The organism is Pseudonocardia sp. OZ21 (genome assembly GCF_059359135.1).
Genome location: NZ_JCADBN010000001.1, coordinates 167,629 through 181,869 on the forward strand (window position 1 = coordinate 167,629; position 14,241 = coordinate 181,869).

The 14,241-nt window shown below is 73.1% G+C and carries 14 protein-coding genes; 2 read left to right on the top strand and 12 right to left on the bottom strand.

Going from position 1 to position 14,241, the window contains the following annotated elements:
- Positions 1–130 precede the first annotated feature (130 nt).
- The 5 genes from trpA to AC5L35_RS00880 all read right to left on the bottom strand — a co-directional run bounded on the left by trpA (position 131) and on the right by AC5L35_RS00880 (position 5,521).
- Positions 131–943, bottom strand: coding sequence for a tryptophan synthase subunit alpha (gene trpA / locus AC5L35_RS00860; protein WP_495057550.1), 813 nt, complete (start codon positions 941–943; stop codon positions 131–133).
- A gap of 73 nt (positions 944–1,016) precedes the next feature.
- Positions 1,017–2,357, bottom strand: a complete 1,341-nt coding sequence (trpB, locus tag AC5L35_RS00865) for a tryptophan synthase subunit beta (protein WP_495058062.1) — start codon at positions 2,355–2,357, stop codon at positions 1,017–1,019.
- An 89-nt stretch (positions 2,358–2,446) separates the two neighbouring features.
- Positions 2,447–3,271: an indole-3-glycerol phosphate synthase TrpC gene (gene trpC, locus AC5L35_RS00870; RefSeq protein WP_495057551.1), complete on the bottom strand. Its 825-nt coding sequence runs from the start codon at positions 3,269–3,271 to the stop codon at positions 2,447–2,449.
- A 43-nt stretch (positions 3,272–3,314) separates the two neighbouring features.
- The gene (locus AC5L35_RS00875; RefSeq protein ID WP_495057552.1) at positions 3,315–3,902 is read right to left on the bottom strand and encodes a Trp biosynthesis-associated membrane protein; all 588 of its coding nucleotides are present in this window, start codon (positions 3,900–3,902) and stop codon (positions 3,315–3,317) included.
- On the bottom strand, positions 3,899–5,521 hold the full coding sequence (locus AC5L35_RS00880; protein WP_495057553.1) for an anthranilate synthase component I: 1,623 nt from the start codon (positions 5,519–5,521) through the stop codon (positions 3,899–3,901). Before AC5L35_RS00880 ends, AC5L35_RS00875 begins: the two co-directional genes overlap by 4 nt.
- A gap of 72 nt (positions 5,522–5,593) precedes the next feature.
- Here AC5L35_RS00880 and AC5L35_RS00885 point away from each other — a divergent pair, with 72 nt between their 5' ends.
- On the top strand, positions 5,594–6,247 hold the full coding sequence (locus AC5L35_RS00885) for a TetR/AcrR family transcriptional regulator (protein WP_495057554.1): 654 nt from the start codon (positions 5,594–5,596) through the stop codon (positions 6,245–6,247).
- A 25-nt stretch (positions 6,248–6,272) separates the two neighbouring features.
- On the opposite strand, the gene AC5L35_RS00890 is transcribed toward AC5L35_RS00885, so the two are convergent.
- From AC5L35_RS00890 to hisH, 7 genes are all read right to left on the bottom strand, one after another.
- Entirely contained in the window at positions 6,273–7,292 is a 1,020-nt protein-coding gene (locus AC5L35_RS00890) for an amidohydrolase family protein (protein WP_495057555.1), read from the bottom strand.
- 140 nt (positions 7,293–7,432) lie between these two features.
- Positions 7,433–8,092, bottom strand: coding sequence for a response regulator (locus AC5L35_RS00895; protein WP_495057556.1), 660 nt, complete (start codon positions 8,090–8,092; stop codon positions 7,433–7,435).
- Between the two features lie 275 nt (positions 8,093–8,367).
- Entirely contained in the window at positions 8,368–8,739 is a 372-nt protein-coding gene (gene hisI, locus AC5L35_RS00900) for a phosphoribosyl-AMP cyclohydrolase (RefSeq protein WP_495057557.1), read from the bottom strand.
- Positions 8,736–9,509 (bottom strand): imidazole glycerol phosphate synthase subunit HisF, encoded by a 774-nt coding sequence (gene hisF, locus AC5L35_RS00905; protein ID WP_495057558.1) that lies wholly within the window; start codon positions 9,507–9,509, stop codon positions 8,736–8,738. Before hisF ends, hisI begins: the two co-directional genes overlap by 4 nt.
- Position 9,510: 1 nt before the next feature.
- On the bottom strand, positions 9,511–10,281 hold the full coding sequence (priA, locus tag AC5L35_RS00910) for a bifunctional 1-(5-phosphoribosyl)-5-((5-phosphoribosylamino)methylideneamino)imidazole-4-carboxamide isomerase/phosphoribosylanthranilate isomerase PriA (protein ID WP_495057559.1): 771 nt from the start codon (positions 10,279–10,281) through the stop codon (positions 9,511–9,513).
- Positions 10,282–10,344: 63 nt separating this feature from the next.
- Positions 10,345–11,919, bottom strand: coding sequence for a GMC family oxidoreductase (locus AC5L35_RS00915; RefSeq protein ID WP_495057560.1), 1,575 nt, complete (start codon positions 11,917–11,919; stop codon positions 10,345–10,347).
- Between the two features lie 245 nt (positions 11,920–12,164).
- Complete coding sequence (gene hisH / locus AC5L35_RS00920) at positions 12,165–12,800, bottom strand: imidazole glycerol phosphate synthase subunit HisH (protein ID WP_495057561.1); 636 nt, start codon at positions 12,798–12,800, stop codon at positions 12,165–12,167.
- Positions 12,801–12,861: 61 nt separating this feature from the next.
- On the opposite strand from hisH, the gene AC5L35_RS00925 reads away from it, so the two are divergent.
- Entirely contained in the window at positions 12,862–14,211 is a 1,350-nt protein-coding gene (locus AC5L35_RS00925; RefSeq protein WP_495057562.1) for an MFS transporter, read from the top strand.
- Positions 14,212–14,241 lie beyond the last annotated feature (30 nt).

Here is a 14,241-nt window from a genome sequence, read left to right on the forward strand (position 1 = left end):
TGAAGGCCAGCACGGCGGTCGCCACGGCAGAACTCACCACGCCACGGTATCGCCAGTAGTCAGACGGCCGGGGAGGCGCCCGCCACCGCGCGTCGGCCGCCGTCCGACGAGCGTCGCGCGGCGGGCGATGTCAGGCCGGGGTGGGCGCGGCCGACGGCACGTCTGCGCGCCGGACGCCCTCGGCCAGTTCGGCCGCCAGAGCGCGTACCCCTGAGGCCCCACCGCGTTCGTTCGCCGTGACGAACGCCGACCCGACGATCACGCCGTCGGCGAAGGAGGCGACCTCGGCGGCCTGGTCGGCCGACCGCACGCCGAGCCCGACGCCGATCGGCAGCGAGGTGTGGGCGCGGCAGCGGGCCACGAGTTGCGGGGCGACCGAGGCGACCGTGTCGCGGGCCCCCGTGACACCCATCGTCGACGTGGCGTAGAGGAAGCCGCTGCCCGCCGCCGCGGTGGAGGCGATGCGTTCCTCCCCGGACGAGGGTGCGACGAGGAAGATCCGGTCCAGGTCGTGCGTGGCGGAGGCGGCCAGCCACTCGTCGGCCTCGTCTGGAATGAGATCCGGGGTGATCATCCCCAGGCCCCCGGCCGCGGCGAGGTCGCGCGCGAACGCGTCGACGCCGTAGCGGAGCACCGGGTTGTAGTAGGTCATGATCACGGCGCGGCCGCCGGCGGCGCTCACCCGCTCGACCACCGACAGCACGTCGTGCAGCTTGGTGCCGGCGCGCAGTGCGGTCTCGGCGGCGGCCTGGATCGTGGGGCCGTCCATCACGGGATCGGAGTACGGGATGCCGATCTCGAGCAGGTCGCAGCCGCCGTCGACCATCGCACGGAGAAGCTCCACCGAGACGTCGACGGTCGGGTAGCCGGCCGGCAGGTAGCCGACGAGCGTGCCGCGGTTCTGCGCCCGGCTCTCTCGGAAGATCTCTTCGACGCGACTCATCGCTCGCCCTCGCTGCGCTCGGCCGGCGCTTCGCGCAGACGCTGTGACATTGACTCGCTCGCAAGCTCGCTCATCAGCGCTGCACGCCCTCTGCCTCCGTGGTGACCGTGGACTCCCCGCTGGGCCGCTCCTCGGGTGCGGCGGCGCCGGGTGCGGCGAGCGAGGCCTCGGCGATGGCCGTGCCGCTCGCGTCCTCCGCGCTCTCCTCGCCCGAGATCATGCCGAACCACTTCGCGGCGGTGTCGACGTCCTTGTCGCCGCGCCCGGACAGGCTGATGACGATGACGGCGTCGGGGCCCATCTCGCGGCCCAGTTTCAGAGCACCGGCCACGGCGTGCGCGGACTCGATCGCGGGGATGATGCCCTCGGTGCGCGACAACAGCGCGAACGCGTCCATCGCCTCCGCGTCGGTGATCGGGCGGTACTCCGCGCGGCCGAGGTCCTTCAGCAGCGCGTGCTCCGGGCCGACCCCGGGGTAGTCGAGCCCCGCGGAGATCGAGTGCGACTCGGCCGTCTGCCCGTCCTCGTCCTGCAGCAGGTACGACATGGCGCCGTGCAGCGCACCCGGCGAGCCCGCGGTGAGCGTGGCACCGTGGCGGCCGGTCTCCACGCCGTCGCCGCCGGGCTCGAAGCCGACGAGCCGCACGTCCGGGTCGTCGAGGAACGCGTGGAAGATGCCGATCGCGTTGGACCCGCCACCCACACACGCGACGACCGCGTCGGGGAGGCTGCCGGTGCGATCCAGCACCTGCTCGCGCGCCTCCAGGCCGATGATGCGGTGGAAGTCACGCACGATCGTGGGGAACGGGTGCGGGCCTGCGGCGGTGCCGAGCAGGTAGTGCGTGCGGTCGACGTTGGTGACCCAGTCGCGCAGGGCCTCGTTGATCGCGTCCTTCAGGGTGCGGGAGCCGGTCTTCACCGGCACCACCTGGGCCCCGAGCAGCCGCATCCGCGCGACGTTCAGCGCCTGCCGCTCGGTGTCGACCTCGCCCATGTAGACGACGCACTCCAGGCCGAGCAGCGCGCAGGCGGTGGCGGTGGCGACGCCGTGCTGGCCGGCGCCGGTCTCGGCGATGACCCGCGTCTTGCCCATCCGCTGGGTGAGCAGCGCCTGGCCCAGCACATTGTTGATCTTGTGGGACCCGGTGTGGTTGAGGTCCTCGCGTTTGAGCAGGATGCGGGCCCCGCCGGCGTGCTGGCTCAGCTTCGGGACGTCGGTGAGCGGGGACGGGCGCCCCGAGTACTCCCGGTGGAGCCGGTCGAGCTCGTCGAGGAACTCCCGGTCGCCGCGGGCCTTGTCGTACGCCGCGGCCAGTTCGTCGAGAGCCGCGATGAGCGCCTCCGGGACGTACCGGCCGCCGTAGCGCCCGAAGTGGCCGCGCTCGTCGGGCTCGTGGCCCGACGGCGTGGAGATCCCGTCGCTGGCCTTGCTGGTGGTCCCGGATCCGCTGGTCGTCAACACAACATCCTTGCTACTGCATCCTTGCTACGGCGTCATCCTTGTTACCGCACCATCCTGGAACAGGACGGGTGGAAACCTGCCGCCACCAGGCTACGCACCGCGCCACCGGGATCGCCGCTGGTGACCAGGCCCTCACCGACGAGCACCGCGTCGGCCCCCCAGCCGGCGTAGGTGAGCAGGTCGCCCGGCCCCCGCACCCCCGACTCGGCCACCCGCAGCACGTCGCTGGGCAGCCCGGGTGCGATCTGCCCGAAGATCGAGCGGTCGACCTCGAGCGTGTGCAGGTTGCGCGCGTTCACCCCGATGACCTTGGCGCCCGCCTCCAGCGCGCGGTCGGCCTCCTCCTCGGTGTGCACCTCCACGAGGGCCGTCATGCCGAGGGACTCGACGCGGTCCAGCAGGGAGTCGAGCGCGTTCTGCTCCAGCGCCGCCACGATCAGCAGCACCAGGTCGGCGCCGAAGGCCCTGGCCTCGTGCACCTGGTACGGACTCACGACGAAGTCCTTGCGCAGCACCGGGACGTCGACCGCCGCGCGGACGGCGGCCAGGTCGGCCAGCGAACCGCCGAACCGGCGCTGCTCGGTGAGAACACTGATCACCCGCGCGCCGCCACCCGCGTACGCTGCCGCGAGATCGGCCGGATCGGCGATGTCGGCCAGCTCACCCCGTGACGGGCTGCGGCGCTTCACCTCGGCGATCACCCCGATGCCGGGCGCCCGCAGCGCCGCCATCACGTCGCGGGGCGGTGCCGCCGCCGCCGCTCGACGCTTGATCTCGGCGAAGTCGACCTCCGCCTCACGTACCGCAAGATCCGCCCTGACACCGTCCACGATGGAATCGAGGACGCTCGCTCCGCCGTGCTCCATGGCGTTGGTCCCCCTCTCCGGATAGGGCCGGGCGCGAATCATGCTAGCCAGGCCCGGTGCGACCCCCGACGTCAGGATCGTCCCCCCTGCTCCCGGGCACGTCGGCGGTGGGGTCGGTCCCGGCGTCGAGCGCCTGCCAGGCGGCCCGGTCGGGGTCCATCTCCACCCGTCGGGCACCGGGTGCCGCGTACCGCGCCCCGAGCCTCGGCAGCCGCTGTTCCCGGAGCAGCACGAACACGCTCACCGCGAGCAGCACGGCGGCACCGGCCACGGCGAGCAACGGGGCCGCCGTTCTCGTGGCGGCACCCGCCGCCCCGGGCGGGTCGAGCGCCGCCTGCACCACGACGACGCCCACCACGGCCGCCACCAGCACGAGCAGCGCCGCGACGACCCTGCGCACCGGGCCCGCGGTGGCCACCAGCGCCGCCACCGCGGCCAGCGCCAGCAGGGCGAACCCGGTGAGCGACGGCGCGGCCTCCGCTCCGGTGGACTCGGTGGCGGGGCGCCCCGGCGGTCCGGCGATACGGAACCAGGTGATGGCGGAGGCGCCCCAGAGCAGGGCAGCGGACCCCGCGAGGCCCACGCACACCGCGAGCAGCGCGCGCGGGTCCCGCGCGGGGGCCTGGGTCACCGTGTCCGGTCCTGCCCGGCCGGTCGGCCGCCGATGCCCGGCTCCGCCGTGCTGATCTGCGGCTGCGCGATCGTGGCCGCCGTCGCCACCGCCGAGAGCACTGCCCGCGCCTTGTTCAGGCTCTCCGTGTCCTCGGCGGCCGGCTCGGAATCGGCGACGATCCCGCCACCGGCCTGCACGTAGGCGACCCCGTCACGCACCATCGCGGTGCGGATCGCGATGGCGGTGTCGGCGTCCCCCGCGAAGTCGAAGTAGCCGACGATCCCGCCGTAGAGCCCGCGCCTGGTCGGCTCCAGCTCCTCGATGATCTGCAGCGCCCGCGGCTTCGGGGCGCCCGACAACGTGCCGGCGGGGAAGCACGCCAGCACGGCGTCGAACGCGATGCAGCCGCTGCGCAGCATGCCGGTGATCGTCGAGACCAGGTGCATGACGTGGCTGTAGCGCTCCACGGAGAAGAAGCTGTGGACCTTCACGGTGCCGGGTGTGCACACCTTGCCGAGGTCGTTGCGGCCGAGGTCGACCAGCATCACGTGCTCGGCGCGCTCCTTCTCGTCGCTACGCAGCTCCTTCTCCAGGAGCAGGTCCTCCTCCTCGGTGTCGCCGCGCCACCGGGTGCCCGCGATGGGGTGGGTGGTCGCCTTCCCGTCCCGCACCGTGACCAGTGCCTCCGGGCTGGACCCCACGATGTCGAAGCGACGGGCCGGGCTGTCGGGCGTGCCGGCGGACTCCAGCCGCAGGAGATACATGTACGGGCTCGGGTTGGTGGCCCGCAGCACGCGGTAGACGTCGAGCGAGTCGGCCGGGCAGTCCGCCTCGAACCGCTGCGAGATGACCACCTGGAACGCCTCGCCGTCGCGGATCTGCTCCTTCACCGTCTCCACGTCGGCCTGGTACTCCGCCGGGGAACGACGCCGGGTGAACTCGGGCTTGGTGGCGCGCTGGTAGACGGCCACGGTGGACGGCGCGGGAGCGGCGAGCTCCGCGGTCATCCGGTCGAGCCGCGCGACGGCGTCGTCGTAGGCCTCGTCGACCCGCTCGTCGGTGGCGTCCCAGTTGATCGCGTTGGCGATCAGGGTGACCGTGCCCTCGTGGTGGTCGACCGCCGCCAGGTCGGTGGCCAGCAGCATCACCAGCTCGGGCAGCTGGAGGTCGTCGGTGGTGAGCTCGGGCAGGCGCTCGAGGCGCCGCACCACGTCGTAGCCGAGGTAGCCGACCATGCCGCCCGTGAGCGGCGGCAGCCCGGGAAGCGGCTCGCTGCGCAGCTCCTCGACCACGGTGCGCAGGGCGGCCAGCGGGTCGCCCGAGGTGGGCAGCCCGGCCGGTACCTCGCCGGTCCACACCAGCTCCCCGTCCACGGCCGTGAGGGCCGCGGCACTGCGCGCTCCGACGAACGACCACCGTGACCAGGAGCGACCGTTCTCCGCGGACTCGAGGATGAACGTGCCGGGGCGGTCGCCCGCCAGCTTGCGGTAGACCCCGACGGGGGTCTCGTCGTCGGCGAGCAGCCTCCGGGTGACCGGGATGACCCGGTGCCCGACGGCCAACGCACGGAACTCTTCGCGGCTGGGGGTGACCGCACCCAGGGCGGGCGCAGGCGCGGTGACGGTCATGGAGCCCATTGTGGCAACCGGTGGCGCGCCGGGCACGAGAGCCGCGCCACCTGCGGCCCGCGACCGGTGGAGGATGGGTGTGTGGCAGCCGCAGCGGACGACACCGTCCCGTCTCACGCGGGCCCGGGCACCGCACAGGGCGACCCGGCCCCGCGTCGCCGCGGACGCAGGCCGGGCGGCGCGGACACCCGCGCCCAGCTGCTCGCCGCCGCCAGGGTCGAGTTCGCCGAACGCGGCTACGACGGCGCCACGGTGCGGGTGATCGCCGAGCGGGCCGGGGTGGACCCCGCCATGGTCAACCACTGGTTCGGCGGCAAGGAGTCCCTGTTCGTCGCGGCCCTGGACCTCCCGCTGGACCCCGGGGCGATCTTCGCCGACGTGGTGCCCGGAGATCCCGAGCACCTCGCGGAGCGGCTCGTCGGCCGGCTGCTGGAGGTCTGGGACGCCACGGGCGGCGCCCCCCTCGCCGCGGTGCTCCAGAGCGTGGCCGCCCACGACGCCGCGGCCCGCATGCTGCGCGAGTTCGTGAGCCGGGTGCTCGTGGCGAAGGTGCTGGCCGCGGTGGCACCGGACCAGCGCGAGCTGCGGGCGGGCCTGTGCGGCTCCCAGGTCCTCGGTCTCGCGGTCGTGCGGTACGTGCTGAAGGTGGAGCCGCTCGCCTCCGCCGACCACGCCACGGTGATCGGGGCGGTGGCCCCGAACCTGCAGCGCTACCTCACGGGGCAGCTGCCGTAGCCGGGCTCGCGCCTGCCGTGGCCCGTCACAGTCCCCTCGACGCCAGCGCCTGGTCGAGCCGCGGGTAGACCCGGCGCACGTTGCGCTCGTAGACCTTCGCCCGGTCCTCGTCGGCCAGGTCGAGCGCGTCGACGTAGCGGCGGGTGTCGTCGTAGTAGTGGCCGGTCCGCGGATCGATCCCGCGCACGGCTCCGACCATCTCCGAGCCGAACAGGATGTTGTCGACATCGACCACGTCGAAGAGCAGGTCGATGCCGGGCTGGTGGTAGACGCAGGTGTCGAAGAAGACGTTGGACATGAGGTGGTCGTCCGGCTCGGGCCGGCCGAGCATGTCGGCGAGCCCGCGGTAGCGGCCCCAGTGGTACGGCACCGCTCCCCCGCCGTGCGGGATCACCAGCCGCAGCTGCGGGAGGTCGGCGAACAGGTCGCCCTGGAGCAGCTGCATGAACGCGGTGGTGTCGGCGTTGAGATAGTGCGCACCGGTCGCGTGGAAGTTCGCGTTGGTCGACGCCGAGACGTGCACCATCGCCGGCACGTCGAGCTCGATCATGGCCTCGTAGAAGGGGTACCAGCTCTTGTCCGTGAGGGGCGGCGCCGTCCAGTGGCCGCCGCTGGGGTCGGGGTTGAGGTTGCAGCCGACGAAGCCCAGTTCCAGCACGCAGCGCTTCAGCTCGTCGATCGAGTGTTCGATCGGCACCCCCGGCGACTGCGGCAGCTGGCAGACGCCGATGAAGTGCTCCGGATACAGCGCGACGACCCGGTGGATCAGGTCGTTGCAGGCCCGCGACCAGGACGTGCTGACCTGCTCGTCACCGATGTGGTGGCCCATGGCCGACGCCCGCGGAGAGAACACCGTCAGGTCGACCCCGCGTTCGGCCATCAGCCGGAGCTGGCTGCCCTCCACGGACTCGCGGATCTGGTCGTCGGAGATCTCCGGGTAGCCGGGTGCCGGCGTGCCGGCCTCGAATCCGGCACGCTGCTCCTCACGCCAGGCCGTGTGCGCTGCCGGCACCGTGGTGTAGTGGCCGTGACAGTCGATGATCATTCCTCGACGCCCTTCTGGTCATGTCCGGGGAACCGGACCCGAATCGCGTCGGGCAGCGGCATGCCGTGCTCGACCGACCCCGCGATCATCTGTGTCCGCGACCGGAACACGCCAGAGCAACGGGCCTGCGAGGTCCACCGTCAGACGTCGACGGGCCGGCGCGGGTCGATGAACCCCGACTCGTAGGCCGCCACCACGGCCTGGGTGCGGTCCAGCGCCCCCAGCTTGGCCAGCAGGTCGCCCACGTGGGCCTGCACCGTCTCCACCCCGACCGTCAGCTCCCTGGCGATCTCGGCGTTCGACAGCCCGCGGGCCATCCAGCGCAGCACCTCGCCCTCCCGTTCGGTCAGCCCCGCGCCGCGCAGCGCGTCCCCGCCCGCCCGGCCGCGGGTGGCCACCAGGTCGCGCACGGCCGCGGGGAACAGCAGCGACTCACCGCAGGCCACGATGCGCACCGCCTGCACGATCTCGGCGGGCCGGGCCCGCTTCAGCAGGAACCCCGCCGCGCCGGCCTGCAGCGCGTCGTAGACGTCACCGTCGTTGCCGAACGTCGTGAGCACCAGCACCCGAGGCGGCTGCGGCAGGCTCGGGACCAGGTGCCGGGTGGCGGCGATGCCATGGACGGCGTACATCCGCACGTCCATCAGCACCACGTCGGGAGCGAGCCCGCGCACCAGACCGGGCACCCCGGCACCGTCGGCTGCCTCGCCGACCACCGTGATGTCCGGCTCCGCGGCGAGGATCGCGCGGAGCCCGGTCCGCACGAGCTCCTCGTCGTCCACCAGCAACAACCTGATCATGACGTCATCATCTCGGATCGTCCCCCGCCCCGCCCGCCGGTCGCCCCCGCCCCGCCCGCGAGTCGCCCGTCCGCGCCCGGCGAGTCGCCCGATTCCCGCGAGTCGCCCGATTCCGGCGCGCGAGTCGCCCGGCCCAGCCCCGCGAGTCGCCCAGTTCTGGCGCGCGAGTCGCCCGGATACCGGGCGGCCGGAGTCGGCGCCGGCCCAGCGCGTCCTCACAGACCGCGTGTGCTCCGCGCAGATGCTGTGGGCCCTGTGAGGACGCGGGTGGGCCCTCAGGCGCCGTTCGTCGTCAGCAGGACGTCGGCGTCGAAGCACGTCCGCTCGCCCGTGTGGCATGCCGCCCCGGTCTGGTCGACGACCACCAGCACGGCGTCGCCGTCACAGTCCAGCCGCACCTCGTGCACCTGCTGGGCGTTGCCCGAGGTGGCGCCCTTCACCCAGTACTCCTCACGGGAGCGCGACCAGTAGGTGGCGCGGCCGGTGGTGAGGGTGCGGTGCAGCGCCTCGTCGTCCATCCAGGCGACCATCAGCACCTCGCCGGTGCCCCGCTGCTGCGCGATGGCGCACACCAGGCCGTCGGGGGTGCGCTTGAGCCGGGCCGCGACCGCCGGGTCGAGGGCCGACTCCTGCGCGCGAGCTGTCATCGCACCTCCACCTGCCCCTCGCGCAGGCCGTCCTTGACGTCCTTGATGCGCAGCTGTCCGAAGTGGAAGACGCTGGCGGCGAGCACCGCATCGGCTCCCGCCCGCACGGCGGGCAGGAAGTGCTCGACGGCGCCGGCCCCGCCGCTCGCGATCACCGGCACGTCCACCACCCTGCGCACGGCGGCGATCATGGCCAGGTCGAAGCCTGCGCGGGTGCCGTCGGCGTCCATCGAGTTGAGCAGGATCTCCCCGACGCCCAGCTCCTGGCCGCGGGCCGCCCACTCGACGGCGTCGATGCCGGTGCCCCGACGCCCGCCGTGGGTGGTGACCTCCCAGCCCGACGGGGTGGGCTTGCTGCCTTCGGGCACCGTGCGGGCGTCGACGGAGAGCACGATGCACTGCGCGCCGAACCGGCGGCTGGCCTCGTGCAGCAGCTCAGGGCGGGCGATAGCCGCGGTGTTGATGCTGACCTTGTCGGCCCCGGCCCGCAGCAGCGTGTCGACGTCGTCGGTGGCGCGGATGCCGCCGCCGACGGTGAGCGGGATGAACACCTGCTCCGCGGTGCGACGCACCACGTCGAGCATGGTGGCGCGCTCTCCCGACGACGCCGTGACGTCGAGGAACGTGAGCTCGTCCGCGCCCTCGGCGTCGTAGACGCGGGCCATCTCCACCGGGTCGCCCGCGTCGCGGAGGTCGGCGAAGTTGACGCCCTTCACCACCCGGCCGGCGTCGACGTCCAGGCAGGGGATGACGCGAACGGCGACGCCCATCTCAGCCCGCCGCCCGGCCCGCCGCGGCGTCGACGGCCCGCACCGCGGCCAGCGCCTCGGGAAGCGTGAACCGACCGGCGTAGAGCGCCTTGCCGACGATCGACCCCTCGATGTTGACGCCGGTGGCGGCCACCTCGGCCAGCGCGACCAGGTCGGACACCTCGGCGATCCCGCCGGAGGCGATGACCGGCGCCTTCGTGGCGGCCGCGACGTCGCGCAGCAGATCGATGTTGGGCCCGCGCAGCGTGCCGTCCTTGCTCACGTCGGTGACGACGTAGCGGGAGCACCCGTCGCGGTCGAGCCGCTCCAGGACCTCCCAGAGGTCGCCGCCGTCGGTGGTCCAGCCGCGGGCGGCGAGCCGGTGGCCTGCGGAGGAGATCCGGACGTCGAGGCCGACCGCGATCCGGTCGCCGTGGGCGGCGATGGCGCGGGCGCACCACTCGGGGTTCTCCAGCGCCGCTGTGCCCAGGTTCACCCGCGCACAGCCGGTGGACAGGGCGCGCTCGAGCGATGCGTCGTCGCGGATGCCGCCCGACAGCTCCACCGCCACATCCAGCTCGCCGACGACGGTGGCCAGCAACTCGGCGTTGGAACCCCGGCCGAACGCGGCGTCGAGGTCGACGAGGTGGATCCACTCCGCACCGTCGTTCTGCCACTGCAGCGCGGCGTCCCGCGGGGCGCCGTAACCGGTGGCCGTGCCGGCCTCGCCCTGCACCAGCCGCACGGCCTGGCCGTCGGCGACGTCGACGGCGGGAAGCAACGTGAAACTCACGCTTGGAAGCCTACCGGTGACGCCTCCGGCCACGGCCCGCAACACATGCGGGCCGGCGGGCGATCAGTCGCCCACGAGGATCATGTCGGCGGCCTTCTCCGCGATCATGACGACGGGAGCGTTGGTGTTGCCCCGCACGATCGCGGGCATCACCGAGGCGTCGACCACCCGGAGCCGGTCCACACCGCGCACGCGCAGTTCGGGGTCCACCACCGCGGTGTCGGCGTTGCCCATCGCGCACGTCCCGACCGGGTGGTACATCGTCTGGGTCCGCGACCGGAGGAGGTCGAGCAGCACCGACCGGTCGGGCACGGCGTTCGCCGGGAGGTACGGCCCCGAGATGGACGACGCCAACGGCGGCCTGCGGGCCACGTCGACCAGGGTCCGCAGACCGGCCACCATCGCGTCCAGGTCGGCCTGTTCCTCGTAGAAGGCGAAGTCGATGACCGGCTTGGCGGACGGGTCGGCCGAACGCAACCGCAGCCGGCCGCGGCTGGCGGGATCGATCAGGGTGACGGCGGCGGTGCAGCCGGGCACGTCGGCGTAGCCGAAACCGTCGTGCCAGTACGAGGTGGCACCGGCGAACACCTGGATGTTCGGTGCCGCTGCTCCGTCGGTCGCGAAGAACATCGCGGCGTCGCAGACCACCGAGGTGAGCGGCCCGCGGCGTTCGCGCTGCCACTGCAGGGCGGCGTCGTCGGTGGCGGCGAGATCCCGGAAGTCGGTGACCCCCCTGGTGGTCCAGACCAGGGGGACGGCCGGGTGGTCCTGCAGGCCGGCACCCACGCCGGGGGCATCCAGGACCACCGGGATGCCGTGGTCGCGCAGGTGATCGGCAGGGCCGATGCCGGAGACCATGAGCAGCTGGGGCGAGGCGATGGCCCCCGCGCAGAGCAGCACCTCCTCCTCGGCCCGGACGACGTGGCCGATCCCGTCGGCGCGGTAGGCCACGCCCACCGCGCGCCCGTCCCGCACCTGGACGGTGTCCACCGTGCAGTCGGTGAGGACGGTCAGGTTGGGCCGATCCGTGACGGGATGCAGGTAGGCGTCGGCCACGGACCAGCGCCTGCCGTCCCGGCACGTCAGCTGGTACTCCCCCACGCCGAGCTGGGACGGTCCGTTGAAGTCGTCGTTGGCGGGCAGGCCCCACTCGACGGCTGCCTCGATCCACGCCCTCGACAGGTCGTGGACGAAGATCTCGTCCTGCACCAGGAGCGGGCCGTCGGAGCCGTGCAGCGGCCCGGACAGCCGCGCGTTCCCCTCGGACCGGATGAAGTAGGGCAGCACGTCGCTCCAGCCCCAGCCCCGCGCGCCGAAGTGGTCGCGCCACCCGTCGTAGTCGGCGGGGTTTCCCCGGATGTAGATCATGGCGTTCATCGACGAGCAGCCGCCCAGCATCCGCCCTCGGGGCACGTATACGGAACGGCCGGTGCGGGCCTGGGGAACGGACGAATGATCCCAGTCCCGCTTGCTCTTGAACAGTGCGGTGTACGCGGCCGGAATGTGCACCTCGGGAACGTCGTCCGAACCGCCCGCCTCCAGCAACAACACGCGGGTGGCGCTGTTCTCGGACAACCGGTTGGCCAGCACACAACCTGCACTTCCGGCCCCGACGATCACGTAGTCGAACGATTCCATCGCTGGTCTCCACGGGTCGCCGAATTCAGCGGAGTCGTTCCGAACGGAATCGGAAGCAGCGCATCGCAGAACCCGACCACGGCCGCCACCTGGGCAAACAGCCCGCGTACCGAGACTCCTTGCGAGGAATCTAGCAACTCGCCATTTCTTTGGCCACCAGCGGTTTGCTCACCGGTTCATCGACAACCGACAACCGGATCGAATCGTTCACATTCTGCGGATGAAGCCGGATCGGGAACGAGCGATCAGTCGACGACGTCGCGCAGCCAGTTGCGCAGGACGGCGGCACCGGCGTCGCCCGACTTCTCCGGGTGGAACTGGGTGGCGGCGAGCGCGCCGTTCTCCACGGCGGCGACGAAGTCCTCACCGTGGTGGGCCCAGGTGACCAGCGGCGGCCGGAGCACCTCCGACTCCTCCAACTCCCAGCGGCGCAGCCCGAAGGAGTGCACGAAGTAGAAACGGGTGTCGGCGTCGAGGCCGGCGAACAGAGTGGAGCCGACGGGCGCGCGCACGGTGTTCCAGCCCATGTGCGGGAGCACGTCGGCCTTGATCCGCTCGACGGTGCCGGGCCACTGCCCGCAGCCGGTGGTGCGGTCGCCCCACTCCACGCCGAGGTCGAACAGCACCTGCATCCCCACGCAGATGCCCAGCACCGGACGCCCACCGGCAAGGCGCCGCTCGATGATCCGCGGGCCGTTCACGGCGCTCAGGCCGCGCATGCAGGCCGCGAAGGCACCCACCCCGGGCACGACGAGGCCGTCGGCCTCCATCGCGGCGTCGGCGTCGGCCGTGACCGTGACGTCGGCACCGACCCGCTGCAGCGCGCGCTCGGCCGAGCGGAGATTGCCTGACCCGTAGTCCAGCACGACGATCCGCGACACGTGGCCAGGATAGCGGCAACTCGGTTGACCTCGACCCGGGTCGAAGTTGCACCCTCTCCGCATGACCACGACCGCGGCCGCACCCGGCCTCCTCCGCGGGCGGCTGCGCACGCTCACCGTCGGCTCCGTGGCGCTCGTGTCGCTGGGCGCGTTCGAGGCGATCGCCGTGGCGACGGCGATGCCGACGGTCGCCGTCGCGCTCGACGGGCTCACCGCCTACGCACTCGCGTTCGGGCTGCCGCTGGCCACGAGCGTGGTCGGGATGGTGCTCGCCGGGGTGTGGAGCGATGCGCGAGGGCCGGGCGGAGCGATGCGGGTGGGGGTCGCCGCGTTCGTGCTGGGCCTGCTCGTGGCCGGGCTGGCGCCGGCGATGCCGGTCCTCGCCGTCGGCCGGGCGGTGCAGGGGCTGGGGTCAGGGCTGTTCTCGGTGGCCCTGTACGTGGTGGTGGCCCGGGCCGTGCCGCCCGGGCTGCGTCCGAAGATCTTCGCCGCCTTCGCCGCCGCGTGGGTCCTGCCCGCGGTCGTGGGGCCGCCGCTGGCCGGCCTGCTCGTCGAGACCGTCGGCTGGCGCTGGGTGTTCCTGCTCGCGGCGATGCTGGCCGTGCCGGCGGCACTGCTCGTGGAGCCGGCCCTGCGCGACCTCACCGGCCACTCCGGTGTGGGCAGCCACCGGTGGCGGCGGGTCGGCTGGGCGGTCGTGGCAGCGATCGGGGCGGGAGCGCTCTACCAGGCCGGACAGCTCCAGGGGATGCTCGCCCTGCTGCTCGGGTTCGGAGCGGTATTGGCGGTCGCTGTGGCAGGGCCCGCGCTGTTGCCCGCCGGGTCGTTGCTGGCCCGCCCGGGGCTGCCCGCGGTGATCGCGGTACGCGGCCTGCTCTCGGCCGCGTTCTTCGCCGAGGAGGCGTTCCTCCCGCTGCTGCTCTCGCGCGAGCGGGGCCTCTCGCCCACCGTGTCCGGCCTGGTCCTGACCGTGGCCGCCGTGACGTGGTCGACCGGCTCGTGGTTCCAGGGCCGCGACCGCGCCCCGTCCCGCACCACGCTGCTGCGGTGCGGCACCGCTCTCGTGGGGTTCGGTGTCCTCACCGCGGGGGCGACGGTGCTGCCTGCCGTGCCGGTGGCCGTCGGCGTCGTCGGATGGGCAGCGGCCGGGCTCGGCATGGGTCTCGCCTATCCGACGCTGTCGGTGCTGACGCTCGAACTGTCCGCTCCCGGCGAGCAGGGCGCCAACAGTTCGGCGCTGCAGATCGCCGACGCCCTGTTCGCCGGCGTCGTCCTCGCGCTGACCGGAGCGTTGTTCGCCGCACTCGTGGACACCGGCGCCGTGGCCTTCGCCGCCGGCACCGCGGTGGCCGTGGTGCCGGCGCTGGTGGCGGTGGTCGCAGCCCGCCGGGCCGGGGGAGCGCCCGCCTGAGCGGGCCTCCGGGCCCAGGTCAGAGCGTGC